Source organism: Pseudochryseolinea flava (assembly GCF_003286915.1).
Taxonomy (GTDB): Bacteria; Bacteroidota; Bacteroidia; order Cytophagales; family Cyclobacteriaceae; genus Ohtaekwangia; species Ohtaekwangia flava.
In genome coordinates this window covers 55,312-81,647 of sequence record NZ_QMFY01000009.1, presented here as the reverse complement: position 1 = coordinate 81,647, position 26,336 = coordinate 55,312, and the positions used below count along the sequence as shown (strand labels likewise).

The following is a 26,336-nucleotide window of genomic DNA, read 5'->3' as shown; positions in this document are numbered from 1 at the left end:
AGTAGCATGAGTAAAATTAAAAAGCTCGCCGGTGAAACGGTATTGTACGGTCTTGGCAGCATCGTTCCGCGATTCCTAAATTTTTTATTGGTATCGCTTCACACACGCGTACTTCCTGCAGGCGAATATGGAATCATTACTGATATTTTAGCTTTTGTCGCGTTCTTGAATGTGATCTACGCATTTGGAATGGAGACTGCCTACTTTCGATTTGCTACCAAAAGTGAAAATGATGAAAAGCACATTTTCAATCTGGCACAGACTACCGTTATCGCGGTAAGCGTAGTAACCTCGCTCGTGTTGATCATCTTTGCACGGCCCATCGCTAATGACATGGGTTTCGCGGGTAACGTTGATTATTTGTATTGGACTATCGGCATCATGTTCATCGATGCTTTGGTGATCGTTCCTTTCGCGCGTTTACGATTACAAAAGAAAGGCTTGACATTCGCACTTGGAAAGGTGATTAATGTCTTGATCGTTATCGCACTCAACATTTATTTCCTCAAAGTAATTTACGATCCAGAAGTTGGATTCGCCTACGTGCTGTTGGCAACGCTTATTGGTAACGCTTTCTTCCTTCTTTTCTTTTCTCGCACTTTACTCTCTTGGAGGCCCACATACGATCGCAGAATTACGCGTGAAATGTTTCGATATGCTTATCCTGTAATGCTTACGGGATTACCTGCCATGATCAACGAAATGTTCTCGCGAAAAACCTTGCGTTATTGGCTTCCTGAAGGTTACTATCCCGGAAAAACCGAGAACGAGATTCTTGGGATCTTCGGTGCCACTTACAAGTTTGCCGTGGTGATGAACTTAGCTATTTTGGCTTTTCGCTACGCGGCAGAGCCTTTCTTTTTCTCGAACGCTGCCGACAAAAACTCACCCGAACTTTTTGCGCGCGTCAACCATTATTTCACGCTGCTTTGCTGCGTCATTTTATTGGGCGTGAGTATCAATTTGGACATCCTTAAACTTTTTTTGGGGAATAGCCAATATTACGATGGACTACGAATTGTTCCTGTGCTTTTGTTAGGCTACTTATTTCTGGGAATCTACTACAACTTGTCGGTGTGGTTTAAGCTTACCGACAAAACTTACTACGGGACATACATTACACTTGGTGGCGCTATTATTACAATCGTTGGAAACTACTTTTTGGTTCCGATAGCGGGAATAGACGGTAGTAGCTGGGCAACTTTTATCTGCTATTTTACGATGACCGTTGTATGTTATCTGCTGGGAAGGAAATACTATCCGATACCCTACAAGGTAGTGCAAGGGATAAGCTACATCACCCTTACTTTAGCTTTGGTGTATGCAATCAATTCAATCGTTATCGAAAATATCTGGCTGGCATCAAGTTTTCACATGCTGGTGTTCGTCGCGTATCTGCTGATAATTTATTTCCTTGAAAGAAAAGATTTGAAAGCTAGCCGACGCTAATTTTTTTTTACCTTGAATCAGTTTTATCTGCAACTTTTCTAATAACCGAAAAAAAATCCTTTAATCATGAACATCATTATTCCTATGGCGGGCTTAGGTAAACGCATGCGTCCGCATACGCTTACAGTTCCTAAACCACTTCTTCCAATCGCGGGCAAACCCATCGTGCACCGTTTGGTTGAAGACATCGCTAAAGTTTGTCCCGAAAAAATCGACACCATAGGTTTTATCATTCACCCAAGTTTTGGAAAAGACGTTGAAGAGAGCTTAAAACAAATTGCAAAAGACGTTGGCGCGACAGGAAAAATATTCTATCAAGAACAAGCCATGGGAATTTCACATGCGCTGCTATTCGCAAAAGAATTGTTTACCGGGAAAGTGATCGTGGCTTTCGCTGATACACTGTTCAAAGCGAATTTTAAATTAGATACGAATCAAGATGGTATCATTTGGGTTCAGAAAGTTGATGACCCTTCACAGTTTGGCGTCGTTAAATTGAATGACAAGAATGAAATCACCGACTTGGTCGAGAAACCATCAAGCTTTGTTTCTGACCTCGCCATTATCGGGATCTATTTTTTCAAAGATGGTGCGGGCTTGGCAAAAGAGATGCAATACCTTATCGACAACGACATCAAAGACAAAGGCGAGTATCAATTCACGTCGGCGCTTCAAGGACTTAATAAAAAGGGAGCAAAGCTAGTACCTGGTCAGGTAACGGAATGGTTAGACTGCGGAAACAAAAATGTGACCGTTCAAACCAATCAACGATATCTTGAGTTTATCAAAGATCAAAAACTTGTGTCCGATCAGGCAAAGCTTATTAATAGCGTCGTAATCCAGCCTAGCTTTATTGGTGCTGGCGTTGTTATTGAAAATTCCGTTGTCGGCCCGCATGTTTCAATAGGCGAAAATTCCAAAATTTCGAATAGTCGGATTCAAAATTCGATTATTCAAAAGGAAACAAAAGTATCAAAGGCTGTATTGGAGAACAGCATGTTAGGGAATTTCGCTAATTTTGAAGGATCGGCACTCGACCTGAGTGTTGGTGACTTCAATTCAATAGCTTGATTTTGACGAAATTCCATAGATATAAGCCAACAGGGATTGTTCTGCTCTTCGCACTTATCCTCTCCTTGTCGACTTATGCCCAACGAAAAAAGAAAAATGACGAAGGAACACAGGCCTCGGGAGTAAAACTTCGCGAGGCCGAGTTCTATTTTACCGAAGGGGAGAAATTCTTTATCCTCGAAGACTACGCAAAAGCGATACTGTACTATCAGCGTACGCTTGAACTCACACCAGAGAATGGCACGGTGCACTACAAGATTGCAGAAATTCTCGCCCGCAGTAGCAAGCAAGATGACCTCCTCAAAGCATCACTCAGTATCGAGCAAGCATTGAAGCTCGAACGGAAAAACAAATACTTTTATCTTCTCGCGGCGAACATCTACAGTAGCCTGGGCCGTTTCGATAAAGCTGCTCAAACTTATGAAGCGCTTATCTCAGAAATTAAAGGAACGGAAGAGTACCTCTACGAGCTCGCCTCTATCTATCAATACGCGAACAAACCTGATGAAGCGCTGAAAGTATACAACCGTGCTGAAAGCATCATGGGTGTAAACGAAATATCTTCTGCGCAGAAGCAACGGATTCTCATGGATCAAGGCAAAACGAAGGAAGCATTGGCTGAAGGAGAACGATTAATCGAGGCGTATCCTGGTGAAGAAAGATTTGTGATGGGATTTGCTGAGGTACTTTCCGAGAAAGGAATGCGCAATGAGGCCATCAGCTATCTCGAGAAGTTTCTCCAGCAAAATGAAGATTCACCCAATGCAATGATGCTGCTGGCCGGAATTTATCGCGATAACAACCAAGAAGAAAAAGCACGCCCACTCCTACTAAAATTGTTTGACAATCCCGATGTAGAGTTCTCTCGCAAAATGCTGATCCTCGGAACGTATAGCGCTCAGATTAGCATGAATCGGTCGAAAAAAAATGCCGACGAAGATCAAGAAGCTTTTGCATTCTCATTATTCAACAAACTTGAGCAGACCAATCCGACAGATGCCAACATCCATATCCTCGGCGGCGATCTTTATTTATCATCTGAACGGCCACGAGAAGCCCAACGCGAATACCTCCAAGCAATAGAGCTCGGCGAAGTAAACTATGAGGTATGGGAAAACCTTCTTTACATCGACATGCAATTGGAACAATATGATCAGGCCATCGTGCACGCCGATCAAGCTTTGGAATTGTATCCTAATCAACGCATGATTCATTACTTCAGTGGATACGCGAACCTTAGAAAGAGACATTACAAAGAAGCAATTTCATCACTCGAGCAAGCAAAGAAGTTATCCAACAGTGCGCCTGCTTTCGTTAGTGACCTTAACGCATTGTTGGGCGATGCATACAATGCAACGAAAAACTACGAATTATCAGATAAAGCCTATGAGGAAGCATTGGCGTTTAACGCAAACAACAGTGTCGTTCTCAATCAATACAGTTACTTCTTAGCCCTACGAAAACAGAATTTAGAGAAGGCCGAAAAAATGTCATCCACCCTGGTAAAGAACAACCCTGACAACGCTACTTTTTTAGACACGTACGCATGGGTTCTTTATATGCGCGAAAAATATAAAGATGCCCGGAAAGCGATTGAACGCGCTGTGAATTCAGGAAATGCAAATGCTACACACTTAGAACATTACGGTGACATCTTATATAAACTCGGAGAGGTCGATAATGCTGTTAAGCAGTGGGAACGGGCACGAGGCCTCAATGCAAACAGCGAAATCCTAAATAAAAAAATTGCGAATAGAAAGATCTATGAATAGAATCCACCAATTTTTACTCATCGCATTAAGCATAGTCGTTTTAACGGGATGTAGTAAAAAAACAGCCTCTCTTACCAATCAAACACCAGCAGTCCCGAAGCCTACGCTTAACGTAGATGAGATCGACTTTGAATATTTGCAAGGGAAAGCGAGGATGACGTTGCGTGATGCTAAGAAAGAGCTTGAGGTAAAAGCGAACATCAGAATTAGAAAGGATAGTGTCATTTGGATGACATTCTCTGTTATTGGCGTTCAAGGGGGGAAAGCGTTGATTAACAAAGATTCGATCACCATCGTAAGTAACTTGAAAGATGAGTACTATGTGTTCGACTACGAGGAACTTTCCAGACGTTATAACTTTAATATCAATTACGGAATAATTCAGTCGGCGATGCTCGGTAATCTGATTATGGAAAGGAAAGAAGAGGATGAGATCCTTCAAGAGTCTTCTCTTTTTATCCTCAAACAACAAACTGGAACAGTGAACGTTTCAAATTTTGTGAATGCGGCGAGCATGAAAATTGAAAAAGTTGAACTAAAAGAAAGCAATACAAGTAATTCGCTGACACTACACTATTCTAATTTTCAGCCTATTGCCCATAAGCTTTTCCCATACAACGGAACAATCAACCTCTTCTATAAAGCGATTGGAGGTTTGTTAAATACGACGGTTATTTTTGAGTACAACAAAGCAGAGTTGGGTGATAAAGAACTTAAGTTCCCTTTTAATATTCCGAAGAGATATGTTCGCAGGTAGAACACTGGTGCTCATATTTTTTACGCTGATTGCTTTTTCGGTTTCTGCACAACGCCACCGGACGAAATCTCAATTGCAGAAAGAAAAACAACAGAACCTGGAGCGAATCAAAGAAACAGAGAAGATTCTCACCGAAACGAGCGCGAAAAAGAAAAACACGCTTGGCGAGCTCAACGCATTAAATCAACGCATCGACGACCAAGAAAAGCTCATATCATCTATCAAAGGCGAGGTTACGATTCTTGATTCGGAGATCGGTGAGAACAAGGATATTATTTTGGCGCTCGAGAATGATTTACGAAAACTAAAGAAAGAGTTCGCGGCGATGCTTGTAGCAGCCCAAAAAGCGAATAACAGCACCACACGCCTTACCTTCCTTTTCTCAGCAAAGTCATTCGACCAATTGGTGATGCGCATGAAATACATGGAACAGTATTCAAACGCGCGAAAGCTACAAGCGGAACAGATTGTAAAAGTACAAGAAGCGTTGGGCGGTCAGGTTCGTGAAATCGAAGGTCGTCGTGTAGCAAAAAACAAGCTTTTGGATGAAGAGTTAAAAGAGAACGACAACCTGTCGTCGTTAAAAAAGAAACAGAACACGGTTGTTAAATCGTTGCAAAAGGAAGAGAAGAAGCTTCGGAAAGATCTAGAAACGACAAAGAAGGCGGTTGCTGCGCTCGACCGACTTATTGAAGACATCATCCGCGAAGAGCGCGAACGTGTTGCACGCGCCAGTGGAAAAAGTAGCGATCGCGATGTTGCGCTTTCGTCGTCTTTCGAACAAAATAAAAACAAGTTCCCTTGGCCTTCCGCTGGGTTTGTTTCTCAAAAATTCGGCAAGCAACCACATCCGGCTCTGAAAAATATTGTCGTTAACAACAACGGCGTTAACATTCAAACACGTGAAGATGAAAAAGTGAAATGCATCTTCGATGGTGAAGTTAGCCGCGTCGCATTTATCCAAGCCATGGGTAATATCGTGATTGTAAAACATGGGGAATACCTCACCGTTTACGGCGGATTGAAAGAAGTTTCTGTTCGCACAGGTCAAAAAGTTTCCACCAACCAAGAGATCGGAAAAGTATTCGCAAACAGTGATGGCGTCTCCGAATTACGGTTTCAAATTTTCAGAAACAGCACGCCACTAGATCCTCAAATCTGGTTACGAAACATGTAAGCTTGTAACATTTTACATTGGCTTAATGTAACATTCACCTCGGTAAATTGATTTTTCATTCTGCCGTCATTTTCTGACAGTAAGTAGTTCTACTTACCCTCTGTTATTTCAAGTGTTAGAAATACAACGAGTTAAGAAACGCAATATCCTCCTTTAAAAATCAGGTATCCGTATTACAACGTATGGTCTACCGGTTGCTTTACGGATGTAACTTTAGTTTGTTTTAACAAGGAAGGATCCTTCATCACTTTCATAAAATGACAGTGAATATTTTCAACTTTGCCTCATCATATAAAACAAAAATGCTATGAGTAAGCTGACCCTTCTTAAAGAACCTTATGTCGACATTACACTCGACAAAGACACCAATGTTATCTATGCAAAATGGATCGGGTTCCTAAGACCTGATGATGTAAAAAAAGGATGCGCGTTCATGACAAAGTACATCAAAGAAAAAGACATCAAGAGTCACTTGAGTGATCACCGTTCCTTGAAAGTATTGTCTAAAGAAGTGCAGGACTTCCTCACGAAGGAATGGTTCCCAGAAGTTGAGAAAGTAGGTCTTACAAAAGTCGGCGCCGTGGTAGCAGATGACGTGTTTGCTGCAGCGACCGTAAATAAAGTAAACGCCGAAGCAAAGGTTGGACGTCTTACCATCAACATGTTCAACTCAGAAACAGAATGTACTAAATGGCTTCTTAACTAATTAAGATTATGCAAACGCAGCGTACGGCAACATTAAATTTGATAGAGCATCCATGGTTGGGGAAGCAGGAGATGATTCAGTCGCTGGATCCGTTGAATTTTGATAACGCCCTGCCTGTATTGCATGCCCTTAATCGCGAAGGAAATACTCACGAAATCATCCAGCTTTTGTATCGTCACTTACCGGTTCCCGATAGGCTGGATGGTTTTGGATACGAAGAAGCAATCGCCAGCATGCGCGACCTCGGAATTTTCATCGGCATTTTGAAAAAACATGGTATTGAGCCTGTAGATGTTTTACCAGAACTCGAATACGTTTTGCTTGTGTTGATGGTCAAAACCGGATTGCCTCCGCGCGACACGCTCATTCATTATACTGCTTGGAATCCTTCCAATGAAAGAATCAGAACTTACACTGGATTAGAGGATGAAAAGCAGCTTATTGAAAGTGTTAAGATCGCCTATCCTTCGTTGTTGGATGCCATTAATCTACTAGATAAAACGCATAGCATTGCCTTGAACGATCCTTCATTTGCAGATCACTGCACAACGATCCGCGAAATGTTGGAAGGCATGGTAAGAGGTATTGTATTGGCGAAGCGTAAGGTTTCTCCGGAAGTTTTCGCCAACGAGTTGCGTTTTTATTACGACGCCATCAAAGTCGACTATAACAATAAATACATGGGACCAGGTGCAGTAGAAATGCCGATGTTCCTCATTGATCACTTGTTATGGAGCTGCGATTGTGATGACCAGGTGTACACTGAATTCAAAAAGGGTTATTTAAGTTATAACCTTCCTGTTGTTCGCGAGATTTATGATCGTTACGAAAACAAACCGTCATTGGCGGCACGCATGGCGCAAGCATTAGCAACAAATTCCTCGTTGGAAGTTTTCAATAATGCATTAGCACTGGCTGATCTTTTCACTGTGTTGAAGAGTTTCAGAATGCCGCACAAAAAGGTAGCCGAGAGTGCATACCAACATCAAGACGATAAGCATCATCAAAAAGGAAGTGGTGGGTATGCGACGGATATTCTTCAACACATTATCGATCTTCAACAAAGGAATACTGCGGCAATGATGTCGGCACTTGTGGTCGAACGTCAGAAGTACGTTATGGAGAAAGTACAAACCCGTTGACATTATTTTATTTGATCCGTGGAAAAGTATATTACCCGCCTGGCGGTCGTCGACAAGATGATCAGGCGAAAGGCTACAGGCTCACCAAAGGAGCTTAGTCAAAAATTACAAATTTCTGAATCTACCGTATTTCGTTTGATGCGCACGTTAAAGGCAAACATGGGGCTAAAGATTGAATGGAGCGCCAAACATCACAGCTATGTCTACACTTCCGACAGTCAGAAATTCAATCTCGACAGGTTGATTTTGTCGTCGGAGGAATAATTATCACTCAGGAAATTATCGTGTCGAAAACACGAAGGGATAAAAAAATCCCTCATTTTAAATGAATCGTCCACCTGGCCGATGGATTTCGCGCTCCTCGGCCACTTTTTTAATGTGACGATAGCCCATTTTTACGAAAAAACGCGCAAAACGGTACTTTTTGGCAGATTTTTCTGCGTTTGATACTACCTTTTTTTACTCTACTTTTGTTGTTCGATTAAAATTTAAGCCATGAAAGCTACATTATTGTTTCTCAGCGGTATGGGAACTACGGAACTCATCATCATCGGACTTGTTGTTCTCGTGTTTTTCGGCGCGAAAAGAATTCCTGAATTCATGAAAGGATTGGGGAAAGGCGTGCGTGAGTTCAAAGACGCTGTGAAAGACGTGAAGAAAGACGTTGAGGGAACGGGCAAAATCGAAGAATAAGTTTGAGAACGTACGCTACATTTCGCGAAATACAGCACGATCTGCAGCGAGGCGCCTTAACTTGTCAGGATCTCGTCCGACATCACCTTAGTAACATCGAAAAGAAATCGCATCTCAATGCATTTCTAAGCGTGTTTCCTGAGGAGGCACTCGAACGGGCGTCACTCATTGATCAAAAAATTAAGAACGGTACGGCGGGAAAGCTCGCCGGGTTAGTCGTCGGTATTAAAGACGTACTTGCTTATACCGGACATCCTCTGCAAGCCAGTAGTAAAATACTGAATGGATTTATTTCCCAGTTTAACGCCACTGCCGTACAGCGTCTGCTGGACGCCGATGCGATCATTATTGGAAGACAAAATTGTGATGAATTCGCAATGGGATCGTCCAATGAAAGTAGCGCCTTCGGACCAGTACTCAACGATGCTGACAACACACGCGTACCGGGTGGATCTTCCGGAGGCTCCGCAGTTGCTGTTCAAGCAGATCTTTGTCAAATCTCTTTAGGATCAGATACCGGTGGTTCCGTACGACAACCTGCAGCCTTTTGCGGATTAGTCGGCCTTAAACCAACGTACTCGAGAATATCAAGATATGGTTTAATCGCCTATGGATCTTCGTTCGATTGTATCGGAATCTTTGCAAAATGCGTCGAAGATGTTGCTGTTGTATTGGAAGTGATTGCTGGCGCAGATGATGAAGACAGTACAGTATCACGACTGCCCGTGCCGCAATATGCTGAAGAATTATCGCGCACATTGAGCAAGTCATACAAAGTGGCTTACGTGCGCGAAATTGATGACGCTGAAGGATTGCAGCCCGAAATTCGTGATGCCATCCAGCGCAAACTCGATCACATTAAGAATGCAGGTCATTCTGTTGATGTAATCGACTTCCCTTTGCAAGAATATGTACTACCAACGTATTACATCCTTGCCACGGCGGAAGCAAGCTCGAACCTTTCGCGCTACGACGGTGTGCGCTATGGGTATAGAAGTCCGCAGACGACGGACTTACAATCACTTTATAAGAAAAGTCGATCAGAGGGATTTGGAAAAGAAGTGCAAAAGAGAATTTTACTCGGCACGTTTGTGTTGAGTGCTAGTTACTATGATGCATACTATACCAAAGCCCAAAAAGTAAGACGGCTCATTCGTGAGAAGACGAAAGATATATTGAAGCAATATGATTTTATCGTTATGCCGATTACACCGACAACAGCTTTTAAAATTGGAACACATACAGATAATCCATTAGAAATGTACTTAGCAGATCTTTTTTCCGTTCAGGCTAATGTGGCAGGTGTTCCTGCTATCGCGGTGCCTTGTGGAGAAGACAAGCTAGGATTGCCTATCGGACTGCAAGTAATTGCGGATGACTTTCAAGAATCAAAACTTTTACATTTTTCAGACGCACTCACTAAAATGAACTGAGATGAGAAAATTAATTCTCCTGCCCGTGTTCATCATTTTTTCAACTGTCGCTTACAGTCAAGTGCTGCAACCTGATTCGGTTGTTGTCGATTCATTAGAAGTAGCGGAAGCAGAAGAAGAAATGCTTTACAAGGAAGACACGCTTGATTACGTGTATTACGCGATGCCTAGCGACCTAGAATTTATTCCGGGCAATGACGATCCTGAGTTGATCGCAGACCGCTTGCAGTGTATTAGCGGCCGTATTCCTTTGGTCTATAATGACCGCATTCAGGCTTTCATCAACTACTTCACCGTGAAAGATCGTGAGTATACAAAAATGGTGATGCGTAGGAAGAATTTATACTTTCCACTTTTCGAGAAGTATCTCGCGAAATACAATCTCCCTGATGAATTAAAATATCTCAGTATCATCGAATCCGGATTAAACCCGCGTGCGATGTCTCGTGTACGCGCAGTAGGGCTCTGGCAATTCATGCCGGCTACCGGACGATACTATGGACTCAATTACGATTGGTACGTAGACGATAAGATGGATCCAGAAAAATCTACCGATGCTGCCTGCCGTTACCTCCGTGATTTGCACCGGATGTTCAACGACTGGGAAATGGCATTAGCCGCTTACAATACAGGCCCTGGCAACGTGAAGCGTGCCATTCGTAAATCTGGATACAAGAGAACGTTCTGGGAGATTTATCAAAATCTTCCTAGAGAAACCCGTTCGTATGTGCCGCAATTTGTAGCAATCATCTATACGATGAACTATCTCGATCAACACAACTTCATTGATGAAGGGCAAGAGATGCTCGTGACTTACGATACCCTGCACGTCAATAAATTTCTTCACTTTGAGACGTTCGCGAAACTCACCGGAACTTGTGTTGAAGATCTGCAAAAATTAAATCCTGCAATTCAACATAATGCCGTACCTGAAACAGGAAAAAAATATATCATCAATGTTCCCGAAGCTGCAAAGTTTCACCTAAAAATGAATCGCGCTGCAATTCTTGATTCAGCCTCTAAAGTTGGTCGTGTTCAATTGGAGCTTCTTGCTAAAAATAGTCCTGGTAATACCTACGGTCGTGAGCGCACAGTATACAAGGTTAGAAGTGGCGATGTGTTAGGCTCAATCGCCATGCGTCACGGTGTAAAAGTTACGGATCTCCGAAAGTGGAACAACTTACGCGGCAACACGATTCGCGTCGGACAAAGAATAAATATCTACACGAAATCCAGTGGCAGCCGCACGTCGCCGACTACGGTGCTTGCGTCTAACACAAAATCAAATCCAATTACCGTTGATGCCACGGGATCGAAAACATATACGGTTCAAAACGGCGACACCTTGTGGGATATCTCACAAAAGAACGGTTTGTCTATCGATAAGATTAAGAGCTTGAATAATTTGAATAACAACAAAATTCAGCCAGGACAAAAACTAATTATAGGAATTTAATCCTTGTAGTTTTCTATCACACTTCGATAGTATCTATTCAAAGTAAAAGGCGCGTCAATGCGCCTTTTACTTTTTATAAACGAGATAAATCTATTGCAGCGCTTGCTCTCTGCTTTAAACCGATTGTCTTTTTCAAGGGCATTCCAAGAGACATTGTTTCATCAATCCACCGAGGTTCATCAGTATTTCGGCACGCTTTATTTTTGCGCTATTCCCTCTATATTTGGGTACTCACTAAACTGACAATTCATGTCTATAAAAATCCGAAAACAGGATGCCTTGAACTATCACATGCAAGGGCAGCCTGGCAAGATTGAAGTCGTTCCTACCAAAGTGCTTAGCTCTCAATTAGACTTGGCGCTGGCGTATTCTCCGGGTGTAGCAGAGCCCTGCAAGGAAATTGCTGCCAACAAAGAAGAGGTCTACAAATACACAAGTAAAGGCAACTTGGTTGCTGTAATATCGAACGGAACGGCCGTGTTAGGGCTTGGCAACATCGGTCCTGAAGCATCGAAGCCCGTAATGGAAGGTAAAGGAGTTTTATTCAAGAAATTCGCCGGCATCGACGTGTTCGATATTGAAATTGACGAAGAAGATCCAGATGCGTTTATCAAGATTGTAAAATCACTTGAGCCAACCTTTGGTGGTGTTAACCTTGAAGACATCAAAGCACCCGAATGTTTCAAAATCGAAACTTCACTTCGCGAGAAGATGAATATTCCGATCATGCACGATGATCAGCATGGCACAGCAATCATATCATCTGCCGCATTGCTTAACGCGCTGGAGCTTGTTGGAAAGAAAATCGATCAAATTAAAATTGTTGTGAATGGCGCTGGTGCAGCTGCGGTAAGTTGCACAAAACTGTACATCGCGCTCGGAGCGAAGAAAGAAAATATTATCATGTGCGATAGTAAAGGTGTCCTGAATAAGCAACGCACTGGCCTCGATGAGATCAAACAACAATTTGTTAACGACACACCGATCTCGACACTACAAGAAGCCATGAAAGGCGCGGACTTTTTCGTCGGACTTTCTGTTGCCGATGCAATCACGCCGGAAGATTTGAATAATATGGCCAGCGATCCAATCGTCTTTGCCTTGGCCAATCCTAACCCGGAGATTGATTACCACCTGGCTCGCAAAACAAGGAAAGACGCTATCCTTGCGACAGGACGCTCTGACCATCCTAATCAAGTGAATAATGTATTAGGCTTTCCTTATATTTTTCGCGGTGCGTTAGATGTGCGCGCGCGTGAGATCAATGAAGAGATGAAGCTCGCAGCGGTTCATGCACTCGCTGACCTCACGAAAGAACCCGTACCAGACATGGTGGTGAAAGCATACGGCACCGATAAGTTGCAATTTGGAAGAGAGTATTTAATTCCAAAGCCGCTCGACCCTCGATTAATTACCACAGTCTCTCCTGCTGTTGCGAAGGCTGCGATGGATTCAGGCATGGCAAGCCAACCCATCACTGACTGGGGCGCTTACCACCACGAGCTACAGAAACGTATCGGTATTGACCAGAAATTGATGTCGCGTATTATTGATCGCGCAAAACAAAATCCGAAACGCGTTGTCTTTTCAGAAGCAACGCATCACAAAATTCTAAAGGCAGCTCAAATATTAAAAGACGAAGGTATCGCAGAACCAATTCTTTTGGGTGACCCTGCAGAAATAAAAAGATTGATTGAGGAACATGGATTGGACCTTCAAGATTGCAAGGTGATTTATCCACGGCAAGAAAATGAAATCGTAGAGCGTTACGCTGATGTGTTTTACAAAAAGCGCCAACGTAAAGGATTGACTCGCCCAGACTGTGTTCGATTGATGCGTGACCGAAATTATTTTGGCGCGATGATGGTCGAGTTCGGCGATGCTGATGCATTGGTGAGCGGTCTCACGAAAGATTATCCGAAAACAATATTACCATCACTCCAGATTATTGGTACCGCAGAAGGTGTTAACCGCGTGGCTGGGATGTACATCATTATCAACAAGCGTGGCACCTTCTTCTTTGCCGACACAACTGTTAATGTAGATCCGAATGCACAGGAACTAGCAGAAATAATTCAGCTCACCGCACGTGGCGTGAAGTTCTTTGATATCGATCCGCGCATTGCTGTGCTTTCCTACTCAAACTTCGGATCATCCAAAGGCGATATTCCAGACAAAACACGGGAGGCCGTTAGACTTGCTCGGACAAAAAATCCAGAGCTCGTTGTTGAAGGTGACATTCAAGCAAACGTCGCATTAAATACACAGCTGCAACAAGAGACATTTCCATTTAGCACCCTTGCACAAGAAGGTGCGAATACATTGATCTTCCCGAATCTAGCAGCGGGAAATATCGCCTATAAATTATTGATGGAGATCGGTGGTGCCGAAGCTATAGGACCGATATTACTGGGTATGAAGAAACCGGTACACGTCTTACAGCTCGGAAGTTCAATTCGTGAGATTGTGAATATGGCTGCCATCGCGGTAGTAGATGCGCAACTGCATGAACAAAACGATCACTTATAAATGCAAAAGCACTTACCTTGATTCAAACAGGGTAAGTGCTTTCACAAAGAAGCTAGCGCTCTAACTTAATACACAGAACTTCTTATCGTCAATGTAGTTCCATCGAGATCAGCCGCATAGCGGTTGAGTTGCCGTATCGCAGGGCCGTCAGTGGGTTCGCCATCTGGAAACCGAAATCTTGACTGGCAGCATGGATCCACCATAAATAACTTCGTAGCATCGACATTCACGGTCGCGCATGCTTCATTTGGGCGATATGAACAATTCCTTTCAAAAGCTATGTACGTAGACTCATTCTGTCGATATACGATAATTCCACGAACGCCACCATCTTGAAGATATAGCGTTCCACCGTTGGTTTGCAATGCTGCATAAGATGGCAAAGTGAGTTCGAGTACGATATCATCAAATGGCTGTTGAGGGATTACGTCGTCGCTGAGATCTGGTGAGCAGCCTGCCAATGTGACGATGATAGAAATTGCGAATAACGTATTAAGCGTTCGGATAATCATAAAAACCTTTTCCTGTTTTGCGACCTAAGAAGCCGGCGTCTACTTTTTGTTGTTGAATTCTACTGGGTCTAAATTTTGGATCTTCATGAAACGCATGATACATCGAAGCGGTTACCGAAAAGTTAATGTCCATGCCAATCATATCCATCAATTCAAACGGTCCCATGCGAAATCCCGTTGCTTTCATGAGTTGATCAATCTCTTGATGCGAGGCAACATTTTCTTCCAGCAACTTCAATGACTCCACATAGAAATGACGTGCTACACGGTTAACGATAAAACCAGGTGAATCATTGGCTAATACCCCTTGTTTATTGATCTTCTTCACAAACGCGTTAAGTAATTCAATCGTCTCTGCATCGGTTGCGGCACCACGAATAACCTCAACCAATTTCATTAACGGTGCGGGGTTAAAGAAATGAAGCCCGGCAAAACGGCCTTGATGTTTGAGAGATGATGCTATTTGTGTGATCGGAATAGACGACGTATTGCTTACCAAAATGCAGTCCTTACCATTGATCTTTTCTAACTCTTGAAAAATTTTTTGCTTGATTTCCAGTTTCTCAATGACCGCTTCTATGGCAAGATCTACTTGAAGGTACCGGAAGTCGCCAACTACCTCTATTCGCGAAAGCGCGTTGTCTTTTTCTTCTACCGTAAGCTTCTTCTTATCAATGCTTAACTCCAAATGTTTACGAATCGCTGCGATTGCCGTTTTGGTCAAATCGGGTTGAATATCGTAAAGGGCTACATGATATCCGGTGGTGGCGCAAAGTTGTGCTATGCCCTGCCCCATCGTGCCGGCACCAATCACTGCAATGCGTTTAACACCATCTATCGTCATGCTACATCACTAGAATGGAATTGTCGTAAGAATCGAATATCATTTTCAGAATACAATCTCAAGTCACCGACTTGATAACGGAGCTGCGTTACGCGTTCGATGCCCATACCGAACGCAAAACCAGTATACTCTTCCGGATCGATGCCGCAGTTTTTCAAAACATTGGGATGCACCATGCCTGCTCCAGCAATTTCTACCCAGCCACTACGTTTACAAACGACGCAACCTGCGCCCTTGCAAATCAAACACGTCACATCTATTTCTGCACTTGGCTCTGTAAAAGGAAAGAATGAAGGACGAAGGCGAAGCTTAACATCCTTACCATACATTTCTTTTGCGAAGTGAAATATAGTTTGCTTCAAGTCAGCAAAGCTTACATTCTTGTCGATATATAAACCCTCAACTTGGTGGAAAAAGCAATGAGCGCGCGCCGAGATGGCTTCATTACGATACACCCGTCCGGGCATAATCGCGCGAATCGGCGGTTTTTGTTTTTCCATCATTCGAATTTGTACGTTCGATGTGTGGGTACGCAAAATGACATCTTGAGAGTCGGCAGATTGTTTTTTCTCGACGAAGAACGTGTCCTGCATTTCACGCGCGGGGTGATTTTCAGGAAAGTTCAGCGCGGAGAAATTATGCCAATCATCTTCAATTTCTGGTCCATCGGCCACATTGAACCCGAGACGTTCAAAAATCTCGATGATGCGATAACGCGTTAATGTTAGTGGGTGGAGGTTTCCAGTTTTATTGGCTACTGGCGGAAGAGAAAGGTCAATATCTACCGATGAAGAATCCGACGATTCTAATTTTTCATTGAGTTCGGTGAATCTAGCTTCAGCTGTTTGTTTAAGTTGGTTAAGAATTTTGCCGACACTCTTCTTTTGTTCGTTCGGCACTTGTTTCAACTCATCGAAGAGTTCTCCTACCACACCCTTTTTGCTGATGTATTTCAATCGGAAAGCCTCCAATGTCTGTTTGTCGGACACGGGAAATTCGGACACTTCCTTAATCAGCGATAGAATCTTTTCTTCCATAAAAACGAGAAAATAAAGGCAAAAATAAGATAATGTCAGGAAAACCCTTAGGCATTCTCCTCTTCAAGATCATCTTTCACAGAAAGTTTGCCCAGGATCAATTTATCCAATAGCAAACTCAAGCTCAGCGAAAGGACAACTACGCCCGTTAGGATGTACCGTTCGCTATAGTGATGGAAAATCACAGCGCCGGTAATGAACACCAGTTGAATACCGCCAAGGAAAAGGGTTGTTTGGCCGTGGCTCAACCCCAATCTCATCAAGGCATGGTGAACGTGGCTCTTGTCTGGCTTGAATGGTGATTGACGTTTTGAAAGTCGCAGGATCACAATGCGTAGCGTATCTACCAATGGAATAATAATGATACAGATCACGGTTCCAATAGAAGCGCTAAAGCGGTAAGGGTGACTTACTGGCAAGTTGAAATTCATATCCATAAAATGAATCGCCATGATCGCCAAAGTCATTCCAATTACCAACGCACCGGTATCGCCCATAAACACTTCCGAAGGTTCCCAATTGAAAATTAGGAATGCGAGAATTGCGCCAAGCATAGAAAACGCAAGCACCGAGAAAATAATATCGTCGGCCACATAGAACCACACGCCAAATGCCAGCAATGAAATTATCGCAATCGTACCCGCTAGTCCATCAAGCCCGTCAATAAGATTGAACGAATTGGTAATGACGATGATCGTCATGTAAGTGATGGCATATGTTGCAAACTCTGGCAATTCGTAAACGCCAAAAAGTCCGTAGAAAGATTTGATTCGTAGATCGATCAAAAAAATCACGAGCGAGGCAGCCATGATCTGGCCACCAAGTTTTAGCATCCATTTCAAAGGAACTAAGTCGTCGCGAACGCCGATAAAAAAAATCACAAAAAGGGCGACCATAATAAATTTGATTCCTCCCCAGTTTTGCAAATCAATCCAAATCAAAGATGAAATGAAGAAACCAAAGAAGATTGCAATACCGCCCATAGAAGGCGTTACTTTCTTATGAATTTTTCTTCTTCCCGGAATATCTACGAGGTTTTTAAGCAACGAGTATTTAATAATAACGGGAACCACCAAAAAGGCGATTACAAATGAAGTTGTTGCTGCAGCGAGCTCTAATGCCATAAATCGATTAAGGTTCAAAAATAATGATTCCCGGGCAAAATGTTCACTTTTCAAAAAACTCCTTAATGTTTTCGCACACGTAGTCGATTTGGTCAGTCGTCAACTCAGGATAAATGGGTAATGAAAGAACTTCTTCCTGCAAAGCACTCGCAACAGGGAAAGCATTTGGTGGATACTTCAAGTGTTGATAAGCGTGTAAATTCGGGAGAGCTTTCGGGTAGTGAATGATCGATTGAACACCACGATCCATAAGCCATTGCTGCAAACGTAAGTGGTAACGCGTCTTGATAACGAACAGATGAAAGGTATGGGTTGTCGCCTCACGTACTTTGGGCAATGTTACGTGCTCAAGTTGTCTCAACTGTTCTATGTAGCGTGTGGCATTAAGAAACCGTTTGGTATTCCATGTCTCCAAGCTCGGTAATTTAGCTAGTAATATTGCAGCTTGAAGCGTATCCATCCGACTATTGATCCCTTCAAACAAGTGGTCATCTTTTATCAGCGCGCCGTGGTTGGCAAGACGTCGTATTTTAACTGCAACTGCGTCATCATTTGAGACGACCGCGCCGGCGTCGCCATACGCGCCCAAATTTTTTGTAGGATAAAAACTGAAAGCTGCAGCGTGACCAAAGGTTCCTACTGGCTTGCCGGCAATTGCTGTGAGATGTGCTTGCGCGCAATCTTCGATCAAAATGAGATGCCTTCTGTCACAAATATCTTTCAACGTTGATACATCTGCAGCTTGCCCATAGAGATGAACTACGATGATCGCTTTTGTTTTCGACGTAATCCGTTCTTCAATGCGCTCGATATCGATTGTGTAGTAGTGAGGATCCGCATCCACAAACACAGGCGTTGCGCCGGTGAGTGAAATGGTTTCAGCCGATGAGATCCAACTCCAAGCTGGCGTGATCACCTCGTCGCCAGCGGCAATACCAAAAGCTTTAAGAATTAAGAATATCGAATCCGTTCCGTTCGCGGTAGCAATGCAATGCTTAAGACCTAACATCGACGCAAACGCATCTTCAAAAGATTGAACAGCACCACCGCGAATGAAATTAAATTCGTTGATTGCTGAAGACACAGCAGCGTCTAAATTGTGTTTATTGGACACGTACTGTTTTTGCAAATCATTAAAAGGAACTTTCACGATGGCAGGTCAATCTGTCAATAGTTGTTGCTATCGAAGATAAGAAGTAATTATCTTTTTATTGATTTGTGATCGCTCTTTATCGAAGAACCATCCCCATTTCGAAAAGTAAATGAATGCGCCATGCAAGTGATACATCATTAATTTAAGATTCTTATATGATCCTTTCTCATGATGATGGTAGACATGCACATGCGGATAGAAAACGGTCCTAAACTGTTGGTGCATACGGCGCGTGAGGTCAGTGTCTTCGATGTACATAAAAATTCGCTCATCGAAGAGGCCAACCTTCTTGAGCGCTGATGTTCTGAAAAACATAAAACAGCCCGAGAAGTTAGGTATATCCATAATCTTGTCGTATCCAGAATCAGCGAGTTCATAAACACGGTTTCTCGCTTCGGCCCCTGGAAACCAAGGGAAAAATCTTCGTAGAAATAAATCCATTGGTGTAGGGAGGAGCTTACATAACTTTTGAATGCTTTCATCCGGATACATAATTTTCGGCATCATTTGTCCAACGTCCGGATTGGCTTCCATATACTTAAAAAGTTCTTCGAGCACACCAGCGTCGAAAAATATATCGGGGTTTAACACCAGGTGATAGGGAGAAACCTCCATTGATTTTCGAATAGCTACATTGTGCGCTTTACCAAAACCCAGGTTGGCATTATTAAAGATGTATTCGATACGCTCATCTGTTTGCAGCACGCGTAGCGCATCCGTTGGCGAATTATCGACTAAGTAAAGCCTGAAAGTCAATTTTGTTTTGAAAACACTTTCGATGACTTGTTGGAGCATCGAAATATTATTCTGATACAAAACGATTGAGGCTGTGAAGTTATATTTCATCATTTAGAAGAAAGCATTTTGTAAAAAAGCTGTTCAACGGTAAAGTTACCTGGAAAGTGTTTTAATTCTGAAGAAACATCAACCACGGGTCGATTTTCGATTACTTTTTTCATTTCACTCGCAAGCGCCTCCGCGTGATATGGGCTAACAAAAACCACATTTTCATAACCCCACAAAGTTTCGTATGCGTAAGGCAAGTCTGCCGCAATAATTAACTTTCCAAGTGCTGCAGCCTCACTCAACGGCAAGCCCCATGATTCGAGTAATGAGGGAAATAGAACGCAATCAGAAGCTCCGACCATTGTTTGGAGGACGTCGTACGATTGACTCCCCACAAATTCAATCTCCGTATAGTTTTCGACCTTTTTTTTGATGTACCTACTGTATCGCGTTTCATCGCCCGAGATAGTCATCTTCACAACGAAGTTTTGTATTCCCCACGCTTTCAACAAACCAACGGCGTCTGCAATCAGATGGATATTCTTATACACTTCAGGTTTTGTGGTGCAGAAAAAAATAACTGGGCCGTGTCTATCTTGCTTGACACGCACGACTTTTTCTTGCACCGTTTCCGGGCGATTGATCAAGATACGCTCCGCCGGAAAACCTATACTTTTGCCTACATACTCCTTCAAAAACTGTTGCTGGACAACTACAAAATCGTTGTTAAAGATATTGATACGATAGATAAAGTAATAATAAAATTTCTGTGGCACCAGCCTCGCCGGGAATAGCAGGTCGAGCCATTTAAGTTTGTAGAAAGGAGCCGCATTGTGAAAATACGCCGCCTGAACGCGGGCTGAAACACAAGGCGACATATCATTCAATGAAAGCCAGAGGTCAGCATTAAGCTCACGCGATAGTCTCCGAAAACCGAAGTACTCGAAGTATAATTTATGAAAAATTGATCGCTGGCCGTTTTTTATCTCAATCACGCGGTGTCGCCCTATCGGTAGCAAATTCTTATCCTGGAGAATAAAAATCAGCTCATAATCAGGTAAAGCGCGCGCAGCATAATCATAGAAAAAACGTAGCACCGTAAGAGGTCCTCCCTTGGAAATATTAATACCCGAAAAAACAATACGTTTAGTCTGCAGCGCTGGCATGTGTTAAAGTTTCATTTTCATGTTTTGAAGTAGAGGCACAAACCAATGCCGCAAAGACTACCCAAACAAAAGGTAAATTAAACGCACTTACGGTAAGCCATCCAACGAAAGCGCCGAACACCGGAAGCCAATATCTTTCTTGAATCCTTCTTAAAAGAAATATTGAAAATATCATCCATGTTGCAATGCCTGCAACGCCAATAAGCGCGAACACATTTAAGTACCAGTTAAATATATTTCCGTAGTCGAGGTGTTGCTGTTCTGCAAAAACCTGGAAATTACCAAGACCGATTCCAAAAAATGGATTGTTACATCCAAGGTTAAACGCCACAAGCATTGAGTCAATTCGTTGACGAAAAGAATCATCTACCGACATCAATTTCTGAGGCGTGAAGTATTCGCGCATAAAAAACGCGGCGATCAGAGCTGCACCTGCTATAAGCGACGTTCTCCACACCTTTCCCTGGATAAACCATATCACAAGAATACAAGCGGCGATGAGGTAACCTGTGCGTCCCACAGTGACCAACAAACTAACACCGTTAACCGCCATGAGCCAGGGAGAAAAACGTTTTAACGAAAGGCCTACTGCAATATTGATGGCAACAAAGAAACTCCAGAACGACGGCTCTGGCGAAAATCCGGTAAGCCGAATATTTGGGTATACCGATTCAATTGCACCTACATCGAAATTACCAGCATTGTTAATCGCATGAATGAACTCGATATTAAACTCACGATTGAAATTCCCAAATACCAGGAGGATTAACGCTGGTACTTGTATCCAGCTGTAACACTTGAAAATAGTAGGCAACATTTCATCCTTGGGCAGTGCTGATTTTACCAACAAGAATTGCGCTACTTTATAGATCAGATATGTCAACAAGAGATTTATGACTTGTGTCACGCCGTGCGTCATCGGCCAACTCCAGGCATTGATGTACACCGATAATAAAGAAACGGTTAAGAAACAGGAAAACGCAATATCTTCACTTCCAAATATCCTACTCGGAACACGATCCCGCGCGATCACAATAACGCCTATTACAAAAAGCATGACTAAATAGACCATGGGGAGTTTTGCCCCCGGAATGAACGACGTATTGATGAAGGGTGAAGTACCAAGAAGTATGTAGAATAAAGTTTTATACTTGATCATACACAGAAATCGTTTCTTTCACCATTTTCTCCCAGCTAAATCGCTTTATATTTTCTCTTCCGTGCTCGATCAATGCTTTCCGACTGTCGGCCGACAATACCAACGCGATTTTTTCAGCAATATCTTTCGGGCTAGATGGATCACAATAAAATTCTTTTGGATAACCTGCAATCTCCGGCAAACTCGAGTTGCTCGCTGTAACAACCGGAATATCACAGCTCATCGCTTCCAACACAGGAAATCCGAATCCTTCATAATAGGACGGAAATAAAAGAAGCGACGAATGCTTATATAGCGACGCCAATTGCTTCTCGGTAACAAAACCCGTATAATGAATGCGTGCGTTATCGGTGCCCGGTAGATTCGTTTTATTTCGAATGTCACCAACGATAACCAAGTCGACATCTTTTTCGCGCGCTAATCTTTCAAACGCAAGAATACCGTTCGTTAAATTTTTTCTCGGATTTAAGGTTCCGATCATCAATATGAACGGTGGTGAAATGCCGAATTGCACGAGCGCATTATCATCGTGCGCTATCTCCCCGAAATTCCTAAAACCGTTATGTACACGGAATACTTTATTTTTCGTTTCTGGAAATAATTCTACCAAATCTTGCTTGCAACTATCGGATATACAAATGACTCCATCTGCTTGACGCAAACTCTGCGCGAGAAAAAGTTTATAGTACGATCTCGTTTTCCAATCAAAAAACTCAGGACGTTTTATGAAGGCGAGATCATGTACAGTGACGACCTTTTTAGGTGTTGGTGTATTGAGCGGAAGAATAAAATGAGGAGAATGGAATATCGAAACCTCCTTAGAAATTAAGCGCTTAATATCGTGAAGCTCCCATTTCAGCTTGGTAAAGGTCGAAGACGCCGCTGGCATTTCTGCGTTTCGAACAACTAAAGATGCATTCTCCTCTAATGAGACCTTCGAAAAACCATACACCTCCACTGGGAGCCCCGTGCTTGCAACACCCGTTATTAACTCGCGGGTGTATACTTCGATTCCGGAATCGTTACGACTTAGCGAAAAACCGTCGATCCCAATCCGGCGTTGTGGCCATATGATATTCCGTTCTAGCATGCTTTACATTGCATTGATGATGGCATCAGCAATTCGTTGATATGCGCGTCCGTCTAAATCACCTGTCTGTTGATAAACAAGTCGTTTCCGCTCCTCGGCATGGTAGCTTCTATCTTTCAAATACGTGTTCAAGGCATTAAGCAATTCCTCATCACTATTTACCAATGCCGCCGCCCCAACCTTCACTACATGTTGATAGTGTGTATACTGATAATAACGCGAAATGGATCCAACATATTCCTGAGGGTTATCCTTCATGTCATAGGCGATGTTGATCACCGGTGTATCGAAACAAGCAGCATCAATTGTAATCGTCGAGGCAATGTTAATCACGACATTGCTATACTTCATTGTTCTTGCCAAATGTGTTGTGTTATCTTCACGTGGCACCCACTTCGAAATCACGTTTTGTGTTGGCGTACTTCCGTAGTAGTCGACAACTACACCGGGATTCTTTTCCAGGTCTGTGTAGTCAGTTTCATCGAGGGGATGAGGACGTAATAGAACGTTGGATGGCGGAATCATGCCACGATTGATGAAGTTCAAAATACGCAAGGTTAATTCGCGATGGCAGCTCCCAAAGTAAATCGTAGGAATTGTAGTGATTGAAATCAATGGTTTATCGTCGCCGAATCCAAATTGACTTAAGAACTCCTTCTTGTTTGTTGCTGGTTCGTGTAACACCTTGACGTAGCTATCGAACACTGGAACACCCGCCACGATAACATCTTCAGCTTTATATTGATGGTATTCAATCGCCTCCTCCTTCATAATCTCGTTCCAAACAATGAGTTTGTCAACGTTGAAGATGAACGGACCCTTCGCGGTTAAATTGTCCCAACTATATACTGGTGATATCGTTTTTATTTTCTGTCGTAAAGCTTCATAGATCAACGGAAGATCGTTCACTTTCTGCCCTGGTGTTGAGAACACGACTAAATGCGGCTTAAACTCATTGAGCAGTTGTCGGTAACGCGATGACGAAAAAGCGGATCCGGCAATGCGAAGCATTAACGAATATAAACCCGTGCTGGAAATTGACCGAGCAAAACGAGATGCCAGATAGGACAACTTTCCTGTTTTCGCCTTCATCTCATTCTTCACGTTCAATGTTCTCGACAACTTCCGGCTTGCATTAATAATCAGAAACAAATGGACTCTATGTATTTTTGAGAGCTTCACCTCATCTAAAATTCCCAACGTCACGCGAGGATTTTTGCCCAGTGGCGAATTTTCAATCCTTTCTTTTAGTATCGCTGTTGTTAGAATAAGCAACTGAATATCTTGTTCCAGCATTCTATCGATAACACCCGTGTCCGCAAGATAGCGGTGATGAAATCCGTCAACCAATGTTATAATTATTCTACGTTGCATCTCTACTAAGCAGGTATATTATTCCTCCGGATTATGTTATTGTCAATAATAAAAATTATGGCTATTGCCACGCCAAACACCACGTTACTCCAAGCAACGCTTGTATAAAAATCAGCGGTCGTTTGAGGTTGTAAAAGTACAACGGTCTTCATCACTAACAATAAAGCGAGTAGTACAGATATGCGTATTGGCCTATTATTGGACAGATAATAAACCACCAGGTTTTTCATCACCAAAAAAGGTATTCCCCAAAAACAGATTTGATATATATCGGATGCTGTTGCGTACTGAGGAAAAAAGTACGCTACACCCCAATGCACAATCGGAATACACATTGCACAGAACAATAGCGTTACACCGAACGACAAAACTGTAGACTTCAACACAAACCGCGGATCATTTTTTATTTGTTTAGAGCGTTTTGCATATAAAAACACAAAACCGTCTGTATTGATCATTAGTATAAGATTTACCAACGTTATCACAACGGAGTAATATCCCGTTTCTGCGAGACCGAAAGACCTTGTTATCAACCATACTTCGATTGTGCTAAACAAAATCGACAGCATTCCTGGAAAAATATTTAAGGCACCTGAAAGAAAAAATAATTTAATTCGATTGAACGTAAGCGTTACTGATGATTGAGCCGCGTCCTTCAACACCGTACTCAAGTATAACGAGGTCGCCATAGTTGCCAACGCAAGACCCCCTATGGCACCATGAAGCCCGTAGGTTTTTCCTAAAACTATCATAAGCACTAAGCTCCCGGAGGCGAACGCAATATTATAACGGTTGATGATATCGAATCGACCGTGAATTTTTGCAATCGTCACAAACGTTTCGCTGGTTTGCGTAAAGAATAAAATGACAAAAAGAAAGATGCTTGCCAGCCACAGAGACGAATACTCATCGCTGGCCAGAAAAGTATATGCTACCGAAAATAGTATTCCAAAAAAAGCAGCGAGCGAAATGTTAATTTTGAAAAGCAAATTACTATAAAGCGCTTGAAGTTTCCGCGGTGGAGCACGATAGAATGCTAAGGCATTCAAACCGAGGTTATAATAGCGGAAGTAATTGGAATAGGTAAAAATTAACCGATAGGATCCCATCTGAATTGGCGTCAATACGGCAATGAGTACAATTCCTCTTACCGTGTTAAGAAACACCGACAGGTAATTGAAAATAACGTACCGTACACCCTCCTTCAGTAAAGCCATTAAAAATTATATTTTTTAGCAATGAATTCGGCAAACTCAAAATCGATGGGTTCATTGATGTCGATTGATCTTTCAGAAGGCATTACAAATCCCAGACACGTATCGCCGATAATTCTATTCGATGCGATCACCGCAGGTCTTGTTGCGTAAACCCCACCATTTCGAACATAAACATTTGGAAGATCTTTCGCCGCAACAATACCCTTCTCCTCTGTTAGGTATGGATAAAGGATATTGTTTCTCATCGTTTTCAATTTCATCGGATGATAAAGCTGCTCGATCTTCATCACGCTCACAGCGCTATCGGCTGTTGAATCATTTGCGAGTAATTCAATTGTTGAATCAATATCATTCGATCTTACAAACGGTGTCGTAGCTTGCACAATCACGATGACATCAAAAGATTCGTCAGAAAATGATTGCAATACGTGATGAACATAATCAATCGCCGGAGAGTAATCAGTTGCCAGCATATCAGGACGCTTCAAAAATTTTGCGCGCGTAGATGCTAACATCGGTAGCACGTCGTCATCGTCTGAAGAAACAACAATCGTTGTTAAAAATTCTGACTCTTCACAGGCCTTTAGCGCATAGGTTAACAAAGGAACGCCATTTAACAATTTGGTGTTCTTACCGGGCACGCGTTTGGAACCTTTTCGCGCGGGAATGATGCCTAAACATTTCATATC

The 26,336-nt window shown here is 42.7% G+C and carries 24 protein-coding genes; 12 read left to right on the top strand and 12 right to left on the bottom strand.

Annotation, left to right across the window (positions count from 1 at the left end; genetic code table 11):
* Positions 1-6 precede the first annotated feature (6 nt).
* The 12 genes from DQQ10_RS17135 to DQQ10_RS17080 all read left to right on the top strand — a co-directional run bounded on the left by DQQ10_RS17135 (position 7) and on the right by DQQ10_RS17080 (position 14,185).
* Positions 7-1,449, top strand: coding sequence for a lipopolysaccharide biosynthesis protein (locus tag DQQ10_RS17135; RefSeq protein ID WP_112748118.1), 1,443 nt, complete (start codon positions 7-9; stop codon positions 1,447-1,449).
* Positions 1,450-1,515: 66 nt separating this feature from the next.
* Positions 1,516-2,520: a sugar phosphate nucleotidyltransferase gene (locus DQQ10_RS17130; protein WP_112748117.1), complete on the top strand. Its 1,005-nt coding sequence runs from the start codon at positions 1,516-1,518 to the stop codon at positions 2,518-2,520.
* Positions 2,521-2,522: 2 nt separating this feature from the next.
* A complete protein-coding gene (locus DQQ10_RS17125) occupies positions 2,523-4,292 on the top strand; it encodes a tetratricopeptide repeat protein (RefSeq protein WP_165823977.1) in 1,770 nt (589 codons plus the stop codon).
* Positions 4,285-5,049: a DUF4292 domain-containing protein gene (locus DQQ10_RS17120; RefSeq protein WP_112748115.1), complete on the top strand. Its 765-nt coding sequence runs from the start codon at positions 4,285-4,287 to the stop codon at positions 5,047-5,049. Before DQQ10_RS17125 ends, DQQ10_RS17120 begins: the two co-directional genes overlap by 8 nt.
* Positions 5,036-6,226 (top strand): murein hydrolase activator EnvC family protein, encoded by a 1,191-nt coding sequence (locus DQQ10_RS17115; protein ID WP_112748114.1) that lies wholly within the window; start codon positions 5,036-5,038, stop codon positions 6,224-6,226. Before DQQ10_RS17120 ends, DQQ10_RS17115 begins: the two co-directional genes overlap by 14 nt.
* Before the next feature lie 307 nt (positions 6,227-6,533).
* Positions 6,534-6,932 carry a hypothetical protein gene (locus DQQ10_RS17110; RefSeq protein ID WP_112748113.1) on the top strand — a complete coding sequence of 133 codons (399 nt, stop codon included), beginning with the start codon at positions 6,534-6,536 and terminating at the stop codon, positions 6,930-6,932.
* An 8-nt stretch (positions 6,933-6,940) separates the two neighbouring features.
* Positions 6,941-8,074 carry a monodechloroaminopyrrolnitrin synthase PrnB family protein gene (locus DQQ10_RS17105; protein WP_112748112.1) on the top strand — a complete coding sequence of 378 codons (1,134 nt, stop codon included), beginning with the start codon at positions 6,941-6,943 and terminating at the stop codon, positions 8,072-8,074.
* Between the two features lie 18 nt (positions 8,075-8,092).
* Positions 8,093-8,338 (top strand): hypothetical protein, encoded by a 246-nt coding sequence (locus tag DQQ10_RS17100; RefSeq protein WP_112748111.1) that lies wholly within the window; start codon positions 8,093-8,095, stop codon positions 8,336-8,338.
* A 231-nt stretch (positions 8,339-8,569) separates the two neighbouring features.
* Complete coding sequence (locus DQQ10_RS17095) at positions 8,570-8,767, top strand: Sec-independent protein translocase subunit TatA/TatB (protein ID WP_112748110.1); 198 nt, start codon at positions 8,570-8,572, stop codon at positions 8,765-8,767.
* A gap of 2 nt (positions 8,768-8,769) precedes the next feature.
* The gene (gene gatA, locus DQQ10_RS17090) at positions 8,770-10,200 is read left to right on the top strand and encodes an Asp-tRNA(Asn)/Glu-tRNA(Gln) amidotransferase subunit GatA (protein WP_112748109.1); all 1,431 of its coding nucleotides are present in this window, start codon (positions 8,770-8,772) and stop codon (positions 10,198-10,200) included.
* A gap of 1 nt (position 10,201) precedes the next feature.
* Positions 10,202-11,656: a lytic transglycosylase domain-containing protein gene (locus DQQ10_RS17085; RefSeq protein ID WP_245970449.1), complete on the top strand. Its 1,455-nt coding sequence runs from the start codon at positions 10,202-10,204 to the stop codon at positions 11,654-11,656.
* A 249-nt stretch (positions 11,657-11,905) separates the two neighbouring features.
* Positions 11,906-14,185 (top strand): NADP-dependent malic enzyme, encoded by a 2,280-nt coding sequence (locus DQQ10_RS17080; protein WP_112748108.1) that lies wholly within the window; start codon positions 11,906-11,908, stop codon positions 14,183-14,185.
* 65 nt (positions 14,186-14,250) lie between these two features.
* Here DQQ10_RS17080 and DQQ10_RS17075 read toward each other — a convergent pair whose 3' ends face one another.
* From DQQ10_RS17075 to DQQ10_RS17020, 12 genes are read right to left on the bottom strand one after another with little or no spacing between them, the layout of a single operon-like run.
* On the bottom strand, positions 14,251-14,697 hold the full coding sequence (locus DQQ10_RS17075) for a Rieske (2Fe-2S) protein (RefSeq protein WP_112748107.1): 447 nt from the start codon (positions 14,695-14,697) through the stop codon (positions 14,251-14,253).
* Positions 14,678-15,541, bottom strand: coding sequence for a 3-hydroxyacyl-CoA dehydrogenase NAD-binding domain-containing protein (locus tag DQQ10_RS17070; RefSeq protein ID WP_112748106.1), 864 nt, complete (start codon positions 15,539-15,541; stop codon positions 14,678-14,680). Before DQQ10_RS17070 ends, DQQ10_RS17075 begins: the two co-directional genes overlap by 20 nt.
* A complete protein-coding gene (pheS, locus tag DQQ10_RS17065; RefSeq protein ID WP_112748105.1) occupies positions 15,538-16,578 on the bottom strand; it encodes a phenylalanine--tRNA ligase subunit alpha in 1,041 nt (346 codons plus the stop codon). The genes DQQ10_RS17070 and pheS overlap by 4 nt, the downstream gene beginning before the upstream one ends.
* A gap of 47 nt (positions 16,579-16,625) precedes the next feature.
* On the bottom strand, positions 16,626-17,702 hold the full coding sequence (locus DQQ10_RS17060) for a glycosyltransferase family 4 protein (protein ID WP_112748104.1): 1,077 nt from the start codon (positions 17,700-17,702) through the stop codon (positions 16,626-16,628).
* Positions 17,703-17,745: 43 nt separating this feature from the next.
* On the bottom strand, positions 17,746-18,852 hold the full coding sequence (locus DQQ10_RS17055; RefSeq protein WP_112748103.1) for a DegT/DnrJ/EryC1/StrS family aminotransferase: 1,107 nt from the start codon (positions 18,850-18,852) through the stop codon (positions 17,746-17,748).
* Positions 18,853-18,882: 30 nt separating this feature from the next.
* Positions 18,883-19,704 carry a glycosyltransferase family 2 protein gene (locus DQQ10_RS17050; RefSeq protein WP_245970448.1) on the bottom strand — a complete coding sequence of 274 codons (822 nt, stop codon included), beginning with the start codon at positions 19,702-19,704 and terminating at the stop codon, positions 18,883-18,885.
* Positions 19,701-20,807: a glycosyltransferase gene (locus DQQ10_RS17045; RefSeq protein WP_112748102.1), complete on the bottom strand. Its 1,107-nt coding sequence runs from the start codon at positions 20,805-20,807 to the stop codon at positions 19,701-19,703. Before DQQ10_RS17045 ends, DQQ10_RS17050 begins: the two co-directional genes overlap by 4 nt.
* Positions 20,788-21,966: an O-antigen ligase family protein gene (locus DQQ10_RS17040; protein WP_112748101.1), complete on the bottom strand. Its 1,179-nt coding sequence runs from the start codon at positions 21,964-21,966 to the stop codon at positions 20,788-20,790. The genes DQQ10_RS17045 and DQQ10_RS17040 overlap by 20 nt, the downstream gene beginning before the upstream one ends.
* Positions 21,953-23,056, bottom strand: a complete 1,104-nt coding sequence (locus DQQ10_RS17035; protein WP_112748100.1) for a glycosyltransferase family 4 protein — start codon at positions 23,054-23,056, stop codon at positions 21,953-21,955. The genes DQQ10_RS17040 and DQQ10_RS17035 overlap by 14 nt, the downstream gene beginning before the upstream one ends.
* Positions 23,057-23,059: 3 nt before the next feature.
* Positions 23,060-24,430: a CDP-glycerol glycerophosphotransferase family protein gene (locus DQQ10_RS17030; RefSeq protein ID WP_112748099.1), complete on the bottom strand. Its 1,371-nt coding sequence runs from the start codon at positions 24,428-24,430 to the stop codon at positions 23,060-23,062.
* Between the two features lie 5 nt (positions 24,431-24,435).
* The gene (locus DQQ10_RS17025; RefSeq protein WP_112748098.1) at positions 24,436-25,647 is read right to left on the bottom strand and encodes an MATE family efflux transporter; all 1,212 of its coding nucleotides are present in this window, start codon (positions 25,645-25,647) and stop codon (positions 24,436-24,438) included.
* Positions 25,647-26,333, bottom strand: a complete 687-nt coding sequence (locus DQQ10_RS17020; protein WP_112748097.1) for an acylneuraminate cytidylyltransferase family protein — start codon at positions 26,331-26,333, stop codon at positions 25,647-25,649. The genes DQQ10_RS17025 and DQQ10_RS17020 overlap by 1 nt, the downstream gene beginning before the upstream one ends.
* Positions 26,334-26,336 lie beyond the last annotated feature (3 nt).

Excerpts from the sequence above, each read along its gene's own strand:
- DQQ10_RS17135 (WP_112748118.1), top strand. The coding sequence starts at position 7 with ATGAGTAAAATTAAAAAGCTCGCCGGTGAAACGGTATTGTACGGTCTT.
- DQQ10_RS17130 (WP_112748117.1), top strand. The coding sequence starts at position 1,516 with ATGAACATCATTATTCCTATGGCGGGCTTAGGTAAACGCATGCGTCCG.
- DQQ10_RS17120 (WP_112748115.1), top strand. The coding sequence starts at position 4,285 with ATGAATAGAATCCACCAATTTTTACTCATCGCATTAAGCATAGTCGTT.
- DQQ10_RS17115 (WP_112748114.1), top strand. The coding sequence starts at position 5,036 with ATGTTCGCAGGTAGAACACTGGTGCTCATATTTTTTACGCTGATTGCT.
- DQQ10_RS17110 (WP_112748113.1), top strand. The coding sequence starts at position 6,534 with ATGAGTAAGCTGACCCTTCTTAAAGAACCTTATGTCGACATTACACTC.
- DQQ10_RS17105 (WP_112748112.1), top strand. The coding sequence starts at position 6,941 with ATGCAAACGCAGCGTACGGCAACATTAAATTTGATAGAGCATCCATGG.
- DQQ10_RS17095 (WP_112748110.1), top strand. The coding sequence starts at position 8,570 with ATGAAAGCTACATTATTGTTTCTCAGCGGTATGGGAACTACGGAACTC.
- DQQ10_RS17085 (WP_245970449.1), top strand. The coding sequence starts at position 10,202 with ATGAGAAAATTAATTCTCCTGCCCGTGTTCATCATTTTTTCAACTGTC.
- DQQ10_RS17080 (WP_112748108.1), top strand. The coding sequence starts at position 11,906 with ATGTCTATAAAAATCCGAAAACAGGATGCCTTGAACTATCACATGCAA.
- DQQ10_RS17075 (WP_112748107.1), bottom strand. The coding sequence starts at position 14,697 with ATGATTATCCGAACGCTTAATACGTTATTCGCAATTTCTATCATCGTC.
- DQQ10_RS17070 (WP_112748106.1), bottom strand. The coding sequence starts at position 15,541 with ATGACGATAGATGGTGTTAAACGCATTGCAGTGATTGGTGCCGGCACG.
- pheS (WP_112748105.1), bottom strand. The coding sequence starts at position 16,578 with ATGGAAGAAAAGATTCTATCGCTGATTAAGGAAGTGTCCGAATTTCCC.
- DQQ10_RS17060 (WP_112748104.1), bottom strand. The coding sequence starts at position 17,702 with ATGGCATTAGAGCTCGCTGCAGCAACAACTTCATTTGTAATCGCCTTT.
- DQQ10_RS17050 (WP_245970448.1), bottom strand. The coding sequence starts at position 19,704 with ATGATGAAATATAACTTCACAGCCTCAATCGTTTTGTATCAGAATAAT.
- DQQ10_RS17045 (WP_112748102.1), bottom strand. The coding sequence starts at position 20,807 with ATGCCAGCGCTGCAGACTAAACGTATTGTTTTTTCGGGTATTAATATT.
- DQQ10_RS17040 (WP_112748101.1), bottom strand. The coding sequence starts at position 21,966 with ATGATCAAGTATAAAACTTTATTCTACATACTTCTTGGTACTTCACCC.
- DQQ10_RS17035 (WP_112748100.1), bottom strand. The coding sequence starts at position 23,056 with ATGCTAGAACGGAATATCATATGGCCACAACGCCGGATTGGGATCGAC.
- DQQ10_RS17030 (WP_112748099.1), bottom strand. The coding sequence starts at position 24,430 with ATGCAACGTAGAATAATTATAACATTGGTTGACGGATTTCATCACCGC.
- DQQ10_RS17025 (WP_112748098.1), bottom strand. The coding sequence starts at position 25,647 with ATGGCTTTACTGAAGGAGGGTGTACGGTACGTTATTTTCAATTACCTG.
- DQQ10_RS17020 (WP_112748097.1), bottom strand. The coding sequence starts at position 26,333 with ATGAAATGTTTAGGCATCATTCCCGCGCGAAAAGGTTCCAAACGCGTG.